The following is a 16,508-nucleotide window of genomic DNA, read 5'->3' as shown; positions in this document are numbered from 1 at the left end:
GAAACGGTTGGATCAAGAAAAGATTCGCAAACAGTGGAAGCGGTATGATTTTGGCGGGAAAATAGGAAAGGTATTCGGAAAAGAAATCAAATTGATGGACTCGGAAATTGTATGTCTTAAAAATTCGCGAGAAAAGACAAGTATTTGGAGAATCATGGTTACCGATGGGAGTGAACAGATACCTATCGTACTGAAAATATACAAACTACCACTGAAAGAAAACCACGAAGTTGAACTAAATATGTATAAGAAAGGGCAAGTTGCCTTAGGAGCATTTATGCCAAAAACGTATTGGATTGAGGAGAATTCGGAAGAGGTTTGGTTGTTCATGGAGTTTGTACAATCATTGCGAGGTCAAATAAAACTTACACCGAAACACTATGATCATATCATTCCTGTCCTTGCAAAGTTCCATGCAGCAACTTACGGCAATCGTATAAAAAGTCATGGAGATATCTTTGAATCATGGCTCCCGACGTATGATTCAAAAAAGATGGCTGCTGAAAGAGAAAGCCATGTAAATAAGACGAAAAAATACCTTGAACTGGCGATGAATGATGATCGCTTAAAAAAAGTGATTGAAGCTAACTATGAAACACTTAATCGGATTTTGCAGAGGGGTCCCATATTCTTCCCTGAAATCATGGAGAACGGGCAAAGTCTCATACATGGGGATCTCCATATTCATAATATCAGTAGCCATAATGCAACCGATGATACTAATTGGGAAATTCGTTTTGTGGATTGGGAGTCCGCTAAATTTGCACCGGGCTGGTACGACATGGTAGTTTTGGTGGAAATTTTACTTGATTTTCGCCGCGATTGGCGCAAAGACGCGGAGCAAATTCGATCGTCTTGTGTGAATCTATATGCTGAAGAAATGAAAAAGCATGGGATTGTTTTTCAGACTGAGCCGATGCGGTTATTTAAGATGGCATATTTACAAAGAACATTAGAGAAAAGATTGTTGAATCACATACGAAGAGTGTTGCGTGGAGAAGAGAGTGTATTGTTGGAAAGATATATTGAGAAAACAATTCTATGGGGGAAAGAGTTGGGATTATTATGAAAGTACTTGTTACTGGAGGGGCGGGCTTTATAGGGTCACACGTTGCTGAGTATTTGATCCAGTACGGTCATGAAACAGTTATTGTTGACAACTTTCAAACCGGTAAGAAAAATTTTGTACCATTACAAGCAAAATTAATTGAAATGGATATTAATTCACCCATGTTGGAAACCGTTATTGCTCTTGAAAAACCTGAGATTGTTATCCACCTTGCAGCCCAGATAGATGTCGCGGTCTCCATTAAGGATCCGATTTATGACGCAGAGCAAAACATAGTAGCTACAATTCGTCTTTTGGATTATTGTCAAAAATATCATGTAAAGAAAGTCATTTTTTCATCCTCATGTGCAGTCTATGGTGAAACTGAAGACTCAAGCATAACCGAATCATTTCCCGTTAATCCACTATCCTTTTATGGTCTATCAAAAGCCACCTCTGAAAAATATATACAGCTCACAAGCACTCTCCAACAACTTCCTTACACAATTTTACGGTACGCCAATGTCTATGGTCCGAGACAATCAATAATAGGTGAAGGGGGCGTTGTTTCCGTCTTTTTTGGAAAGATGTTAAACGGCGAAACCCCTGTCATTTTTGGTGATGGCGAACAGACACGTGATTTTGTCTACGTTAAAGATGTCGCACAAGCTAATTTGCTTGCGATAAACAAAGGCGATAATGAAATAATTAATATTGGAACGGATACGAAAACAAGCGTGAATGAACTGTTGAGCAAGATTATGTCAATCTCTTCTGTTCAGATAGCCCCTATAACAATGCCGGCTCGGGAAGGGGATATCCAACATAGTAGACTGGATAATACGAAGGCATTTACCGTTTTGGGGTGGAAGCCATCTTTTGATATACAAACCGGGTTAGAAGAAACTTTCTCTTATTATAAGGTGATTAGTGAGTATCAGAAAGGAGTTGATTAACTAATGGATAATTATAGCGAACTGCTTTCCTCAAAAAATGGAGTCGTTACTTTGAGGGATTTTGAAGGACGAAAGGTGATAGGCAAAGGAGCAGATGGTTCGGTCATTCAACTAACAGAGGATCGTTGCATTAAAATCTTTGAAAAAGAACAAACGAAGAATTTGGAATTGGAAGCATTTCAAGTTGGGCAACAATCATCAATCATTCCGCGACTCTATGAGCATGGTAAAAACTTTATCGTAATGGAATATATAAGTGGAATTTCATTGCCTCAACTCTTAAAGAAGGAGAAAAGAATATCTGAAGTAGTTGTCAGGAAAATCTTGTACATGCTTGAAGAGATGAAGAGAATAGGATTTCTACGTTGCGATACGGAAGTCCGCCATATACTTTTCAATGAAAACATGGATATTAAGGTGATTGACCTAAAAAGAGCCTTTGGTTCCTCCCGATCGATACCGACAAAGTTATTGAAAGGGATTGCTAAGAAAGCGGATTTAAAGGAATTCATGGGGCATCTTAACGATATTGACCCGGGACTTTACCGTGAATGGACGCGTGCACTCAAATGAAGTTAAATAAGCTTATTTTAATACAACAACCCCTCAACGGTTATGCAGAAACTGTTGAGGGGTTTTTTACATATCTTGACGCTTTGTAAAAATCAATACTTATTCGTGTCGAATCTTCATGGTATTATGGAAATATTGTCTGAGTGAAGAGCTCGCATAAATCGACATTGGGATGGTAGAATAGGAACTTGTGATTCAATTAATTCACTTATAGTGATTTAGTTCTGAATTGATTATTAATTGAGGTGCTACTTCTTGAGTTGATTGGCACTTTAGAATTAATTTTTACAAGAAACCGCATGGAATCAATGCTGAAATTTCAATGTCGAAATTTTAACGTTGCAGCAGGTTTCAATATGTAGTAGATTAGGGAATAGAACTAACACAACATGTTGTGTTATCAAAAAAATACCAGAAGGAGGATGCGTTAATGGTAATTGTTTCAAAGCATCAGGAACCAATTCTGGACAAGGCGCGGTTAAACGCGGATATTGCCGAATTTCCGCAGGTGCATCCAATTACAGAAGATATGAAGATCGAACACAGTGGGGTGTCCCGACTTGTCATGATTGACCGGTATTCCTTCAAGGATATCGAAAAGAAAACACTAAAAGTTGGTGATTTCGTCGTCTTAACCGTCAAAGAAGATCCGAAGTTTCCTGCAAGAGGGCTTGGCTTCATCACAGCACTTGACGAAAAAAATCGAAAAGCAGATATTTGGATCGAGAAAGAATACCGTAGTGCAATCGACAACCCCGAGAGCATTGAAACAGGTATTATCACAAGACCGATTGATGTCATTGAAAAGCCACTTGAAGTGTTCTATGAGCAGATTGCAAAACGGAATGCGACTGGCCTTGCAGCTGTTGAAAAAACTGAAGAACAGCGTAACGCGTCATTCGAACGGTTCTATCAACAACTATCGAATTTGAATTTTATCCCGGCAGGCCGTGTATTATATGGTGCTGGTTCAGATACTGAAGTAACGTTCTTCAATTGTTATGTGATGCCGTTCGTGGCAGATTCACGTGAAGGCATTTCGGATCATCGTAAGCAAGTGATGGAGATCATGAGCCGTGGCGGTGGTGTGGGAACAAACGGTTCGACATTACGACCACGCAATACATTAGCACGCGGCGTCAACGGTAAATCCTCCGGGTCAGTATCCTGGTTAGATGACATCGCGAAATTGACACATCTTGTCGAACAAGGTGGGTCTAGACGCGGAGCGCAGATGATTATGTTGGCGGACTGGCATCCTGACATTTACGAGTTCATCATTTCGAAAATGCAAAATCCAAGGATTCTGCGTTATCTTATTGAAAATACAGAAGATGAATTGATTAAGAAACTCGCAAATGAAAAACTGAAATTCAAACCGCTTTCCGCACAAGAGGAAGCGATGTACCAAGGAATCCTTAACTACAGGACAATCCCTGGTATGGGTGGTTTCAACGAAGCGATCTTAAGAGACGCTGAAACGAAATTACGTGATGGTGGAACTTATTCCGTTAACAATCCAGAGTTCTTAACTGGTGCGAACATTTCGGTCACATTGACAGATGACTTCATGAAAGCCGTGGAACAGGACGCTGATTATGATCTTCGTTTCCCAGCGGTTGAGAAATATTCTACTGAAGAAATGACGACATATAATGAAGAATGGCATAAAGTCGGCGATGTAAGAGAATGGGAGCGTCAAGGATTTGGAGTCCGCGTTTACCGGACGATCAAAGCCAGGGCACTATGGGATCTCATAAACATTTGTGCAACGTACTCTGCAGAACCAGGCATTTTCTTTATCGATAATGCGAACAGCGAAACAAATGCAAAAGCATACGGCCAGCAAGTCGTAGCTACAAACCCGTGTGGGGAACAACCGTTGGCTCCTTACAGTGTCTGTAATTTAGCTGCTGTAAACCTTGCAGAATTCGCTGATAAAGAAACAAAGACAGTAAATTACGATAAATTGAAAGAAACAGTCCGTGTCGGAGTCCGAATGCAGGACAACGTAATCGATGCGACACCTTATTTCCTTGAAGAAAATAAAGTACAAGCCCTTGGTGAGCGCCGTGTCGGACTTGGCGTCATGGGACTTGCCGATCTTCTTATCTACTGTGAAAAAGAGTATGGTTCAGAAGAAGGCAACGAACTTGTCGACAAAGTTTTCGAAGCAATCGCGACAACTGCTTACCGCGAATCAATTGAGCTTGCGAAAGAAAAGGGGAGCTTCCCCTTCCTTATCGGTAAAACAGACGAGGAAACAAAAGCACTACGTGAAGCATATATCAACACTGGTTTCATGAAAAAAATGCCGGAAGATATCCGTGAGGCAATTCTTGAACACGGAATAAGAAACTCACATCTACTAACTGTTGCTCCGACGGGATCCACTGGAACAATGGTTGGCGTTTCTACCGGATTAGAACCATATTTTTCCTTCACTTATTACCGCAGTGGTCGTCTTGGTAAATTCATCGAGGTGAAAGCTGGAATCGTGGAAGAGTATTTAGAGCGTAATCCAGAAGCGGATCCGGACAATCTACCTCATTGGTTCATCTCATCAATGAGCTTGGCACCGGAAGCACATGCGGATGTACAATGCATCATCCAACGCTGGATTGATAGCTCGATCTCTAAGACTGTTAACGCACCACGCGGCTATACAGTCGAACAGGTAGAAAGCGTCTATGAGCGTCTGTATAAAGGCGGAGCAAAAGGCGGTACTGTGTATGTCGACGGTAGCCGTGACTCTCAAGTTCTAACGCTGAAAGCAGAAGAAAACGAAATGGATACCGATTATGTTGAAGAAGTTGTCGAACAACGTAAAGTCGTGCTCGTTAATACGATCCAAGACCTACGTTCAACGAATGTCACAATCGGCTCCGAAGTAGGCGATACATGCCCTGTATGTAGACAAGGCACCGTCGAGGAAATGGGCGGCTGTAATACATGCACAAACTGTAATGCACAGTTGAAATGTGGATTATAATCAAGCGAACTAAGAGTATCCCAAATCATTGTTACAGTTAAAAAGTAATTGAATTAAATATAAAAATCGTCCTTTCTAAAATGGGTTGGCTAACCCCATTGTTAGATAGGACGATTTTTTTGCGTTATTAATGTTAGTTTCATATAAAAAGGAAATCTGCTAAGTGCCTTCGTTAAACAAGTCAGTTTGTAGAACAAAAAAGAAACTTATTTAGGGTGAATCCGTCTAACCATTCAAGAGGAATTATGCATAATTCGAAAAAGATTGGCAGATTGGCTCTTTAACTAACGAGTATGTCAGTATAGTGAATCGCTACAAGTAACTAATGGAGGGGAACGGTATGAGAAGAATATTATTTTTAGTTGCCGTACTTTGTTTTGCGTTATTGGGATGTACCCAAGGGTCTTCAAATCAACTTGAAGAAGTAGTAAATAATCACAATGATATTGAAAACCTAGAGGGCTTAGATAGATTTGTTGAAAATGTGGAAAATCAAAATGGCGCGAAAATAAACTATATTCAGTATGGTGTAGAGGGGCAACGTGGCGTTAAGACATTGACGTTTGACGGAAAGAGCATTAATGTTTCACAGAGTGTAGCTGGTGAATTTATTGAGGAATATAATTGCCAAGGATTAACAATTGAAATAGAGAAAGATATAAAACAATATATTCTTAGAGATTGTAGCGGAAGTTTTAATGGTGATTTTGTATTGTTGTCAATCCCGAATAAATAAAAGATTCTTTACATAAACAAACACAATGCAGTAATTGGTAAGTCGGGTTATACTTCAATTTGTTCAGTGCCTGTGCAGTAAACAATTAAAGAAAAAGAACCTTCTGTACTGGGAAGGTTCTTTTTTTGCGTTGATTCGTATAATTTGTATAGATAAATGTCAATAATAAACTTTAAAAGTGCTTTCAGTTCACTTTCAGTTTATTGACAAACTGAAAGACTAACGGTATATTGGAGGTGAGAGGTGAGATGATTATGCGTCCTACTGTAATTGAAAGAGAGATTTTAACTGGATCTGCTGCTTACGATTATACGAAAAAGATGGTGGAGACAGACTTAATAGTTACTGCCACATTGGTTAAACACTTATTATTTACAGTAAAAGGTGCTGAGCGGTATCGATACGAATGGAATGAAGACAACTTATCTAATAAGGATAAGCTTGTTGAATACTTAAATCAGTTATTAGTACACATTTCAACGGAATCTATTCAAGGAAGCACAGTGACATTCTCAACAAGTGAAGTAGCAAAGTTTATTGGTGTATCACAACAAACCATTAATGCTTGGATACGTGATGGGAAAATTAATGGTGTTGAAAAAGATGGAAGTAAGTGGTCTAAAATACCTGAAGATGCTGAAGTTGTTTTATCAAACGGAAAACGATTTACAATTGCTACTTTAAAAGCCAATTGGGAAGCTGAAAACCAAGAACCAGAAGTAGATGAAATAACTTACTTAGAGTGCTCAATAAAAGAATTAGAAGAAAAATACGATGGTAAAACTTTCGAAGAAGTTTTTGGCGATAAAACAATTTTGGAATTAACTGAAGAAGATACGGATGCTTCAATTTGGTTGTCATATAAAGTGAGGTTGGAAAGTGCCAAAAATGCTAGGAATAACTAAAACAACCTTTGGCAACCTTGAGGTGCGTTATGAACAAATTTATAGCGTGTCATTTTCTGAAACACCGAAAGGGCAATTAGATCATAAAAAGGGCAGAGAAGTGCTAGCGAAGATTAAATTTTTTGATGATACTTGTTATCTACATTGTAGAGAAATCTTTATTAAAAATGATTTAGTAGAATACTATTATGATTGGTATGCCGGCAACGGTACCATACTCCAAAAATTTCATGCGCATTATCATCCAAATGATACACCGGAGGAAATAAAAAAGTTTGATCCTTGGCATTGGCATGTGCCTAAAGATAATAAAGAGAAAGATGGTCAACGGGTACCCGGCAAGGAAGGGTACACAATTTACGATGTACTTGAAGAACATGTGCTACCACACATACTTCGATTGAAGCGCTCTAAATAGTAGAAAGTTGGTTAAGGAACAAAACCGGCTTTCTACTTTTTTACTTCCTCGTGTCTATTTAGTCAAACAATTCAAGTATTATAATCGCATAAAGATAAAAAGAAAAAATGTAGTTGTGTTTTATTTTTATATTTTTATACAAATTGGTTGAATTGTCATGAATGTTATTGCACAGGCACCTTAAAGAATTGAGCATTTAGACCTGTTTTAAAAAACTTTCAATCCTGAGTATCCCTTTTGATCTCTCACATCTATATAGAGAGTGAAGGGGGATCATAAAATGACATATTATTTGAGAGACTACTCACGCTTCGAAACTATTGCAGAAATGGATGCAGCAGCTGAACAACACTTGATGAAACATTGGAATGACCTGACAAAGTCGGATATTCAGGTTTTCGATATTATCCGCCGGTATTCAGTGAAATACGGAGCGGCACATTTGAAACATGCGACGATTGAGAAGGCGATCGGCAAATCAAACGCAACGGTAAGACGTGCAATAACCAAACTCGCCAGCTTAGGCATCATCGAGAAAGTACACTTCATCCGTCCGGTAATGAGCGGACTCGGCGCCAACATCTACGTCATTTTGCCTTTCAATGAACAGGGGAAAATGAACGACCGCGATCATGTGGAAGAATCGCGTGAGGTCAAGGAAAGCGAGCAAATTTCAAAGGACCAAGCTCTTCTTTCTAAATCTCTAGTAAAATCTAAAGATCTTAACTACACGTCTCAGCAAGAATCGTCAAAGTTATCCACAAGTCTATTTAGTCGGATGAAAGATTTACTTGCAGGAACACTTGGAGACAGTAAATTAGCCCGTGAATTCTTCGGAATTCACAGGGCCATCTCTGGACGGATGTTGAAATACGAAATCTACCAAGGGGACGGACATATCTTCGAGGACCTTGCTTATCGTGCATTGATGATCACTGTGATGGCCACAAAAAAGAAAGTAATCCGCAATTTACCTGGGTATTTCAAGGGCGTCTTGGATAAATTGGTCGATGATATATATTTCAAGGACATTTTCATGCTATATGATAAGCCGATAGAAGGGTTTTACTGTCCTGAAGGCTTATAAATATTAGGGTAGAGGTATCCGATCATCCGATCCGGACGGGACGGACGATTGAAGATCCGGATTTCCCACGGATTGCGATTACGTATTCCTTGCAGGAAAACGAAGTTGATTCCAAACAGGCGCAAGATGAGATGAAGGAAATCATTAAGGACTATAACGATTACTATGATACCGCCTGGTCCATCGAAGATATTGAACGCTATAATGGCGATATAAATAATCGACTTGCGCGTAAGAGGGCGGAGTTCAAGGAGTTCGGCAAACAGATTGACTTGGTCATCGTTGTCGACCGCTTATTAACCGGGTTTGATGCTCCTACGATTCAGACGTTATTTGTCGATCGGAATTTGAGTTACGCCAATCTGATACAAGCTTTTTCAAGGACGAATCGTACATATCCAGGGAAGACGAAGGGGTTAATCGTAACATTCCGGAAGCCTTCCACGATGGAGAGAAATGTGGAAGACGCGACAAAGTTGTATTCGCAGGCGCAAGAAGAATCCGGGCTTATCTATCCAACGTACGATGACTCAAGGAAACGTTTTAAAAAGGCTCATAGTTCATTGGAGAAAATCGTACCGAACCCAACCGATATTGACGAGCATTCTTCGATTGAAATGCGAATTGAGTTTGTTAAAGCATTCCAAGAGTTGAACAATGCCTATGAGGCTTTGGTGACCTATGATGATTATAATGATGAGATGGAGAAATCTAAAGCGCTACAGGATCAGGTGAAGACATTGGAAGCGTATATCGGCGTTTACAACACCGTGAAAGGTTCGTTGGTGGATGAAAGGGATGGAGATGGGGAAGAGCCCGATTTGTCGGAAATCGAGTTTTATGGGGAAAACGCAATTAAACTCTATGATATCGACTCCACTTACATCGACCGTCTGCTTGAAACATACTCAGCAAACAACAAGAATATCCGTGATGAAATTGAAAAAGCCCTTCAAAAGCTTCAGAAGCCTGAAAGCGTCAAAGACGTTTACCGTTCGATGTTAAACGCCATCGATGATGAAGGAATTTAACGCGAAGATGATATTCTTGCGGTGAAGAGACGTTTTTTTACGAATGCCGATGATTCGGCGATTGGAAGATTTGCTGATACGTGGTATGTGAAGGAGAGCGAGCTGTATTCCTCCGCAATCCAGTATGTCGTCGGGACGGAACCGATTCCAAGTGGGTGGAATCATCAATAGTAAGGAATTTGATCAGTATAAAGTGGTTCATCCAGAGGCAAAACCGTTGAAATACGGACCGGAGGTGAAACGTCAGTGGCGAAAGACGTTAGATGAGGTTGTTGTACCGTTGAATGATGAGTTGCGGTGAAAAGTAGTGACCATACACCTTCTCTGACTTAGGGGAAGGTGTATTTTTCTTGGATGAACTTTCTAAAAGTACTCGGGAAAAGTTTTTTAAAAGAATTTCACGCATAGTATCCTTTCCCTCTTTTCAAGTCTATATAGTATGTGAAAGGAGGGGAAAGCAGATGGCGACAATTGAATTCAGAAATGCAGTTGGTAAGGTGTATTTCAATGGTGGGATGACAGAGGGCGGGAAATTGATCCGCAAATCGAAATCCTATCGCGGCATTGCAGAAGGGGCGACGGCTGACAATCTATACAAAGCTCTTGAGCAATTGGCACAGCTCTCCGAATATCCATTTATCGGAGCAGAAAGGCTGGAAACAGCAGACATTATGAACTAAGAAGTAATTATTAATTAAGTAGAAAGGAGAGATGAGGAATGGCAAAATCGTTACAATTGAACTTTTATACGGCAGCTGGAAAACAAACTTCACTCACAGTGGACGAGCCTCGCGCTAATTTGACACCGTCCGAAGTGGAGGCAGCCATGCAGGAAATTATCGATTCTCAAGTGTTTGAAGTCGATGGTTCTTTTCTTGCAAGCGTAAAAGGTGCCCGCATTATCGACCGTACCGTCGAAGAACTTGTAATTGCATAATTAATAGCGGCTCTCCAGCCCGGCTGGGGAGCCTTTTCTATTGGGAAAGGAGGTTTCTTTCAAAATGGAACAATGGCTAAATCTCATACAGCAAATCGGATTTCCGATTTTTGTATCCTTTTATCTCTTGCACCGGCTTGAAACGAAACTCGAGGCCATTCACAGTGCGCTTGTAAAGTGAAGTGAATGATGATTTGTGGGTATAGTTTTGATTGTACACCTTCCTTGGTTTGAGGAGGGTGTATTTTTTGTTTTGAATGAACCTTTTGAAAGTGGTTAATGTCTTCATGGTATAATAGACTAAAAGGAAATATTAGGGTTAAAAAGTAGTCCTATCTTTTTGATATAACTTAAGAATGCATATTAGTGACCAGATTGGGACGGAGGAGGATTTGTTTGAAAAGTGATTTATTGTTAGTGCTTTTTATAATATGGGGAATTGTTTTGGTAATTGAATTAATTTGGTTCGATTTTTTGACTCAAACACCTCACACCATATCAGATATTGCGTTTGCTATGACTGTGATTGCTGTAACAACTGTTATAGGATCCACTGGAATGTTTTTAATAAAAAGCTCAAAGAATTAAAACGGTGGTTAAATGGACTTATATCTCAAAAAGACGGTTTATTTCAACTAATACAAGTAGTCGGGGAGTTAAAAATAGGTGAGTACCGAATTAAATAAAATTAAAATCCTTAAAGCGTCGGTAGGTGGTTTCTTTGAAGGCAATTATAATTTTGAAATCAACCTGACCACTCATGAAGTATTGTGGAGTCATTGGCTTGGCGGGGAAGAGGAATTGATGATCAAAACAATTTCCGCAGCGGAAGTTAAGAAATTTATGAGGGAATTACAAGCTCTTCGTATAATGGAATGGAAGAAAAAGTATAGCGATCCGCGTATTCTTGACGGTACGCAATGGAGCTTGGAAATCGTTACTGACGGACTCACAATCAAAAAGTCGGGAAGTAATCAGTTTCCAAATGAATGGGATGGTTTTTGTAAACTGATTCGCGAAATCACAGAAAATGAATTTTCATGATTACATTATGTGTTGCGAAGGCACCCGGGTTGGTAGATTATGAATATTTGTGAAACGGGGAAATGCAACATGAATATCGGTGTAATAGATGTCAATAAAATCCTAACATCGTACAACATTAATGGGCAAGTATCTAACGTTTTTGATTTTATTCATTACTACAATGAGAAAGATAAAGAAATTAAAATTATTTCTAAGGTGGAATTCACTAATAGAGAGCCGTTAGTCGTCAAATTTGTTAAAGAAAATACTCATCCTCCTCACATTATTGAGTCACAAAGTGTCTTTTCCGAATATCTAAGAAGCCAAGGAATATTGACGCCAAGAAGATATGTCAGTGGGGGCAAGTATTGCCTAAGTTATAAAGTGAATGGTATGGATGTTGCCGTAACGGTAGAAGATTATTTCGGTGAAGAGATAAAAGCTATCGACTTTAACCTTGCCTATCAAATGGGACAACTAATGGGGAAAATCCACAGAATATCGGAGAATGGTAACTGTCTAATTGGAAGGAGTACTATTTTTGATCTTCTTGGATATAACGAAGTCAGTGGGTACAATACGTTTCGTGAACTTGGTGAAGCTGGGAAAATAAATGCAGAGATGTACCGGAAAATAAAAGGTCTTTATTCAGAAAGACTTGAAAGGATCAGGCTATCTTGGAGAAAATTGCCGAGGTTTGCAACACAAGGTGATATTTCCATAAACAATTTATCGTATACAGGAGGAAACCTGGGAATATTTGATTATAATATTGCTGGCGATCAAACTCTTGTCGGAGACATGGTGCTTGAAGGATTGTTGACGGCAAATGAAATGGATTTATCCGATGGACTAACAGACAATGACCGACCTGAGCTATTTAAGCAATTTTATAAGGGATATATAACTGAGCGACCTTTATCTGATGAAGAAAAAAATGTATTAAGTGACATTTACACAATATCATCTGCCTTATGGTTTACCAAAATCAAATATAATGAAAATTCATTGGAGAAGTTAATTGACCGTAATGAGCGTGAAAAGGTCGGGGAGCTATTGCATGAAATCTATGATACTTTGCAAAGATAATCAGACTAAAAAGGTATAGGTAGTCATACGGACGTGGTAATGATTAACCGTTGCTCTATAACTGAACACTTAAGAAGACGAACAAATAATTTCTGGAAGGAGTATTGCATGGAAAAGTTATTAAAGTTTATAATTGCCATTTCATTATTTATTCTTGCCCTAAATAGTTTCCGGATTGTTAGCTACTTAAGTAATCTTACTGAATTAATGGGAGCTTTAATAAACGTTACAAATTAAAGTGGTTGTGAGAGATAACTGAAGAACAGTTCAAGTTATTGGAATGCGATTATATCAAATATGGTGTATTTGAGGGTGAAGTATGAAGTTAATTGGAAGTATTTGTATCCTATTGGGGATAATTTTAAGTTTTATAGGTTTGTATTATAAGCTTGGAGGAACACAATCAATTTACTTCCAATATGCGTTTGCGACAGGCATTATCTTGTTTGGCATTGGCATTCTACTAGATGGAATAGGTAGAAGAAAATTGTAACCTGGATAATAATTTTCAACAATCGGCGGGTTCGTTTTCTTTTTAAAATCAAGCGATTTTCATTCATAAAGTGGCCAGACTGTAGGATTGACTTAAGGAGGTACAATTTCTTGGGAAATGTCCAAGCATATTTCAATTAGGTTGGTTGAAATTATCTCTATCTTAGCCAATGGATTATTTTTTACCGTGAGGGGCAAGTACTATTGGCTGGTATCACTATGTGTGGCAATTACCGGCATCTTCCTTAAATTGAAATTCCCTCCGAACGGCTTTCATTATGCATATATGCTACTGTTTTCATTTTGGAGAGCTACATACGTAATTGGCAAATAAAAATTCGTAAATATACGGTTTCACACGGTACGGTCCCATGAACAGGCGCAATTCCAGAATATTGATTTGTGCTTGTTCAATAGCAGAACCAGAATGTTTAAGTGTCAAAAGGAGCAGGATATAGTAATAACGAGTACCAAGGAGGTTTGATGAATGAAAATCAATAGAATCGATCATGTAGGTGTAATAGTCTATGATCTTCCTGCTGCCAAAGCCTTTTTTCTTGACCTTGGACTAATGGTATTAGGGGAAACAGAAGTGTTAGGGGAAGGGATAGACCGGATAATTGGGCTTACTGATGTTAGAAAGACGATTGTATGGTTTGGGATGTCGGATGGCCAGACAACTTTGGAACTGGTCAAATTTCATATCCCGTCAGAAGCGAAAGGCGTTCAGCAGCCTTTTGGAAATACCCTGGGTATCATGCATATTGCGTTTGCTGTAGAAGACATTGAAGCCATTGTCGCCAAACTGAAAAAGAAAGGCGCGGAACTTTTGGGTGAGATACAAAACTACGAAAATGCTTATAAATTATGTTTCGTCCGTGGTCCTGAAGGGATTATTTTAGAATTGGCGGAGAAAATGAAATAAAAACGGGGTAAATTGGGATGGAGAAAAAACAGAAAAAATCCGGAAATAAATTCATTATATTAGATTTGTTTTTCTATGCAGCTATTCCTTATGTGCTATGGAAGTTTGGCAGAGATCCTTTTGGGGACTATATTGCAATGCTGATCTCAACGATTCCGGGATTCATTTACACTGTTTACCGGTTTTTAAGAGAGAAGCAATTCAATATTACAGGATTGTTTGTGATCGCTTCACTTCTCTTGGGGACTTTGGTGGATTTGTTATCCGGTTCCGCTGAACGAATGCTATGGAATGGCGTTTATCTCGGGATGTTTTACGTTATTGTTCACTTTATTGCTCTAACAGTAAAACGCCCATTTGCCTTGTACTTTGCTGTGGATTTCGCTTATTTGCAAGGACATGATCGAAAAGAAAGCACAAAATTATTTTATGAAAAAGGAATTTTTATTTGGTTCCAGCTTATCCAATTGTTATTTATCGTTCGTGGCCTTTTTATGGCGGGATTGAAGGTTTATTTGCTGAAGAAATATGGTGTGGACGGCTTTGACCAGATGTTGATATATAGACAAATAGCAAGCTGGATATTTGGCGCGCTAATAACAGGTATGTTTTTTTATACAAACGTACTGATACAGAAGTTTGTGAACTTGCAATTGAAGCGCGAAAGAGAAAGTTCCATACACAGAGGAATACAAGAGTTGACCGATAAGTAAAAAAATGGTAAGTGGAAATTTAGGAGTGATACAACTTGAAAAGAGTCCTAATTGGTGGATTCGTAATGATGGGCGGAATAATCATCGCTGCAACCGTTATTTTAGCAGGTGCTATATATGTACCAGATTCGACGTCATGGTGGTCAGGTAGGTCGAAGTTTTGGTTCGCGATTATTGGTGGAGAACAATATGGTGATGACGTTGTTGATTCGTTATTTCTGGGCTTGCCGCTTATTATAGGCGTGATATTAGCGTTAGTGGGGTTAATCATTTTGGGACGCGAATACTATAAGAAATAATTCGCTACCAACCACCCCTCGTGATATGAATTGTCAGTTGTTCCAATTAGATAATATTTGCGATGTGGTTAGGGGGAGAAAGTAAGGAAGGATTTATTAGTCTTGGCAATAATTTCATTACTTTTGTTAGCTGGTTGTTCACAACAAGAAACATTGCCAAAAGCAGAAAATGAAAATAACAGTGAAATAGAGATGGATGTCTCTATACCGACCATTGAAAGTATTTTAGAAGATGGTCGCTATCCAATAAATGATAATGGACAAACTTATGGACCAAATATGGGAGATGCGACGATCATTCTCGGTGAACCTGATTTGCTGTTAGCGGTAGGTGAGAACGGTAAAACAGGATATGTGAAGCAAGTAGATTTGGATGGTCCACAGCCTAAAACTCCTGAAGAGGCAGTAAGACTTACAAAAGGAGCTAAGCCAAGAGAAATTCCTTTATATAATGAAGATGGAGAGACTATTATTGGTAAGTTTATTGTAGGTCGATAGAAGCTGTTCTATTATTGAACAACTTATAGAGAATGTATTATTAGAGAAATGGGCGCGATTGTGGAACAGAATAATTAAAGGGGTGGCAATCGCCGCCTTTTTTTTAATTGGGCAAGTGCAGTTCTACTAAGGACGGAAAGGGGTCCCTTTTTCCATTTTAGGTTAGTTGCATCTTTAGTTTCAGTCACAGCAATAAAAAAATGCCTAAAACCCATATATACCAAAGGTTTAAGGCGTTCCGCGCTTATCGTTGAGTCGTGTTAGTATAGCTTTAGTTCAAAGTATCTACTTACTGAAGTCTTTAATTAGAAATTAATTGTGAAATGACCAATCAATACGTTATCTGTAGCAATAGGATCATAAATAAAATATTTTTTTCTTCATGCCATTGCGTAAATCGTCAAATCCTCTTCCTTTGATGAATGCGGAATCAACTCTCATGACAATCAGTTTTGTGATTGGTCCATGTATTGCCAATAGATGTGCCTTTCAAATCCCTTAATGTAGGGCTTGTCCTCGAGGTTGAATAGAATAACCACCGTAAAAGGCATTCAGATAAAAAAATGATAATTTTGAAGGGTGCGAGAAATTTTGTGTTAAAATAAACTGCAAGTGGCTTTAACGAGCCTAATCAATTACCGAGCCATTTAATTGAACAAAATAACGTGATTGTTAAGAATAAGTGCGTTTGTGAAGAAATGTACTTCAACTCCCATGAAAATTAAACTCTCAACTACGCAAAAATGACAACACTAAAGAAGACGCAACTCAGGTTTTTTAAAA

General features: G+C 38.8%; 18 protein-coding genes and 1 pseudogene. All 19 read left to right on the top strand.

From position 1 onward, the window contains the following. Nucleotides 1–7 precede the first annotated feature (7 nt). The 19 genes and pseudogenes from P5G49_RS16260 (at nucleotide 8) to P5G49_RS16170 (ending at nucleotide 15,725) form a co-directional block, all read left to right on the top strand. The gene (locus tag P5G49_RS16260) at nucleotides 8–1,069 is read left to right on the top strand and encodes a phosphotransferase (protein ID WP_301245516.1); all 1,062 of its coding nucleotides are present in this window, start codon (nucleotides 8–10) and stop codon (nucleotides 1,067–1,069) included. Beyond that, nucleotides 1,066–2,004, top strand: a complete 939-nt coding sequence (locus tag P5G49_RS16255; protein ID WP_301245514.1) for an NAD-dependent epimerase/dehydratase family protein — start codon at nucleotides 1,066–1,068, stop codon at nucleotides 2,002–2,004. Before P5G49_RS16260 ends, P5G49_RS16255 begins: the two co-directional genes overlap by 4 nt. Before the next feature lie 3 nt (nucleotides 2,005–2,007). Next, nucleotides 2,008–2,577, top strand: a complete 570-nt coding sequence (locus P5G49_RS16250; protein ID WP_301245512.1) for an AarF/UbiB family protein — start codon at nucleotides 2,008–2,010, stop codon at nucleotides 2,575–2,577. Nucleotides 2,578–3,007: 430 nt separating this feature from the next. After that, nucleotides 3,008–5,569, top strand: coding sequence for a vitamin B12-dependent ribonucleotide reductase (locus tag P5G49_RS16245; RefSeq protein WP_301245510.1), 2,562 nt, complete (start codon nucleotides 3,008–3,010; stop codon nucleotides 5,567–5,569). Nucleotides 5,570–5,909: 340 nt separating this feature from the next. Continuing rightward, nucleotides 5,910–6,305 (top strand): DUF4362 domain-containing protein, encoded by a 396-nt coding sequence (locus P5G49_RS16240; RefSeq protein WP_301245509.1) that lies wholly within the window; start codon nucleotides 5,910–5,912, stop codon nucleotides 6,303–6,305. Nucleotides 6,306–6,553: 248 nt separating this feature from the next. Next, complete coding sequence (locus P5G49_RS16235; RefSeq protein ID WP_301245508.1) at nucleotides 6,554–7,210, top strand: helix-turn-helix domain-containing protein; 657 nt, start codon at nucleotides 6,554–6,556, stop codon at nucleotides 7,208–7,210. Further along, the gene (locus P5G49_RS16230) at nucleotides 7,185–7,628 is read left to right on the top strand and encodes a hypothetical protein (protein WP_301245507.1); all 444 of its coding nucleotides are present in this window, start codon (nucleotides 7,185–7,187) and stop codon (nucleotides 7,626–7,628) included. Before P5G49_RS16235 ends, P5G49_RS16230 begins: the two co-directional genes overlap by 26 nt. Nucleotides 7,629–7,908: 280 nt before the next feature. Continuing rightward, the gene (locus P5G49_RS16225; RefSeq protein ID WP_301245506.1) at nucleotides 7,909–8,715 is read left to right on the top strand and encodes a helix-turn-helix domain-containing protein; all 807 of its coding nucleotides are present in this window, start codon (nucleotides 7,909–7,911) and stop codon (nucleotides 8,713–8,715) included. Nucleotides 8,716–8,726: 11 nt separating this feature from the next. Beyond that, nucleotides 8,727–10,047 (top strand): annotated as a pseudogene (locus tag P5G49_RS16220) (type I restriction endonuclease subunit R, EcoR124 family); the annotation flags it as partial. A gap of 160 nt (nucleotides 10,048–10,207) precedes the next feature. Further along, entirely contained in the window at nucleotides 10,208–10,426 is a 219-nt protein-coding gene (locus P5G49_RS16215; protein WP_301245505.1) for a DUF1659 domain-containing protein, read from the top strand. Between the two features lie 38 nt (nucleotides 10,427–10,464). Then, nucleotides 10,465–10,683, top strand: coding sequence for a DUF2922 domain-containing protein (locus P5G49_RS16210; RefSeq protein ID WP_301245504.1), 219 nt, complete (start codon nucleotides 10,465–10,467; stop codon nucleotides 10,681–10,683). A 64-nt stretch (nucleotides 10,684–10,747) separates the two neighbouring features. Then, nucleotides 10,748–10,864, top strand: a complete 117-nt coding sequence (locus tag P5G49_RS16205) for a YvrJ family protein (RefSeq protein ID WP_301245503.1) — start codon at nucleotides 10,748–10,750, stop codon at nucleotides 10,862–10,864. Nucleotides 10,865–11,079: 215 nt separating this feature from the next. Continuing rightward, entirely contained in the window at nucleotides 11,080–11,271 is a 192-nt protein-coding gene (locus tag P5G49_RS16200; RefSeq protein WP_301245502.1) for a hypothetical protein, read from the top strand. Nucleotides 11,272–11,349: 78 nt separating this feature from the next. Beyond that, nucleotides 11,350–11,727: a hypothetical protein gene (locus P5G49_RS16195; protein ID WP_301245501.1), complete on the top strand. Its 378-nt coding sequence runs from the start codon at nucleotides 11,350–11,352 to the stop codon at nucleotides 11,725–11,727. A gap of 69 nt (nucleotides 11,728–11,796) precedes the next feature. Continuing rightward, nucleotides 11,797–12,798 carry a protein kinase family protein gene (locus P5G49_RS16190; RefSeq protein ID WP_301245500.1) on the top strand — a complete coding sequence of 334 codons (1,002 nt, stop codon included), beginning with the start codon at nucleotides 11,797–11,799 and terminating at the stop codon, nucleotides 12,796–12,798. Nucleotides 12,799–13,777: 979 nt separating this feature from the next. Continuing rightward, the gene (locus tag P5G49_RS16185) at nucleotides 13,778–14,215 is read left to right on the top strand and encodes a VOC family protein (protein WP_301245499.1); all 438 of its coding nucleotides are present in this window, start codon (nucleotides 13,778–13,780) and stop codon (nucleotides 14,213–14,215) included. A 17-nt stretch (nucleotides 14,216–14,232) separates the two neighbouring features. After that, complete coding sequence (locus P5G49_RS16180; RefSeq protein WP_301245498.1) at nucleotides 14,233–14,928, top strand: VC0807 family protein; 696 nt, start codon at nucleotides 14,233–14,235, stop codon at nucleotides 14,926–14,928. Between the two features lie 35 nt (nucleotides 14,929–14,963). Continuing rightward, on the top strand, nucleotides 14,964–15,227 hold the full coding sequence (locus P5G49_RS16175; protein ID WP_301245496.1) for a hypothetical protein: 264 nt from the start codon (nucleotides 14,964–14,966) through the stop codon (nucleotides 15,225–15,227). A 102-nt stretch (nucleotides 15,228–15,329) separates the two neighbouring features. Beyond that, the gene (locus tag P5G49_RS16170) at nucleotides 15,330–15,725 is read left to right on the top strand and encodes a metal ABC transporter substrate-binding protein (protein ID WP_301245495.1); all 396 of its coding nucleotides are present in this window, start codon (nucleotides 15,330–15,332) and stop codon (nucleotides 15,723–15,725) included. Nucleotides 15,726–16,508 lie beyond the last annotated feature (783 nt).

Source organism: Sporosarcina highlanderae (assembly GCF_030433715.1).
In the GTDB taxonomy this organism is placed as follows: Bacteria; Bacillota; Bacilli; order Bacillales_A; family Planococcaceae; genus Sporosarcina; species Sporosarcina highlanderae.
Note: the sequence above shows the minus strand (reverse complement) of the source record. Positions and strands in the feature narration are given on the sequence as shown.

What these genes read in the sequence shown, in the direction of transcription:
- P5G49_RS16255 (WP_301245514.1), top strand. Translation starts at nt 1,066, where the DNA reads ATGAAAGTACTTGTTACTGGAGGGGCGGGCTTTATAGGGTCACACGTT.
- P5G49_RS16250 (WP_301245512.1), top strand. Translation starts at nt 2,008, where the DNA reads ATGGATAATTATAGCGAACTGCTTTCCTCAAAAAATGGAGTCGTTACT.
- P5G49_RS16245 (WP_301245510.1), top strand. Translation starts at nt 3,008, where the DNA reads ATGGTAATTGTTTCAAAGCATCAGGAACCAATTCTGGACAAGGCGCGG.
- P5G49_RS16240 (WP_301245509.1), top strand. Translation starts at nt 5,910, where the DNA reads ATGAGAAGAATATTATTTTTAGTTGCCGTACTTTGTTTTGCGTTATTG.
- P5G49_RS16235 (WP_301245508.1), top strand. Translation starts at nt 6,554, where the DNA reads ATGATTATGCGTCCTACTGTAATTGAAAGAGAGATTTTAACTGGATCT.
- P5G49_RS16225 (WP_301245506.1), top strand. Translation starts at nt 7,909, where the DNA reads ATGACATATTATTTGAGAGACTACTCACGCTTCGAAACTATTGCAGAA.
- P5G49_RS16215 (WP_301245505.1), top strand. Translation starts at nt 10,208, where the DNA reads ATGGCGACAATTGAATTCAGAAATGCAGTTGGTAAGGTGTATTTCAAT.
- P5G49_RS16210 (WP_301245504.1), top strand. Translation starts at nt 10,465, where the DNA reads ATGGCAAAATCGTTACAATTGAACTTTTATACGGCAGCTGGAAAACAA.
- P5G49_RS16205 (WP_301245503.1), top strand. Translation starts at nt 10,748, where the DNA reads ATGGAACAATGGCTAAATCTCATACAGCAAATCGGATTTCCGATTTTT.
- P5G49_RS16190 (WP_301245500.1), top strand. Translation starts at nt 11,797, where the DNA reads ATGAATATCGGTGTAATAGATGTCAATAAAATCCTAACATCGTACAAC.
- P5G49_RS16185 (WP_301245499.1), top strand. Translation starts at nt 13,778, where the DNA reads ATGAAAATCAATAGAATCGATCATGTAGGTGTAATAGTCTATGATCTT.
- P5G49_RS16180 (WP_301245498.1), top strand. Translation starts at nt 14,233, where the DNA reads ATGGAGAAAAAACAGAAAAAATCCGGAAATAAATTCATTATATTAGAT.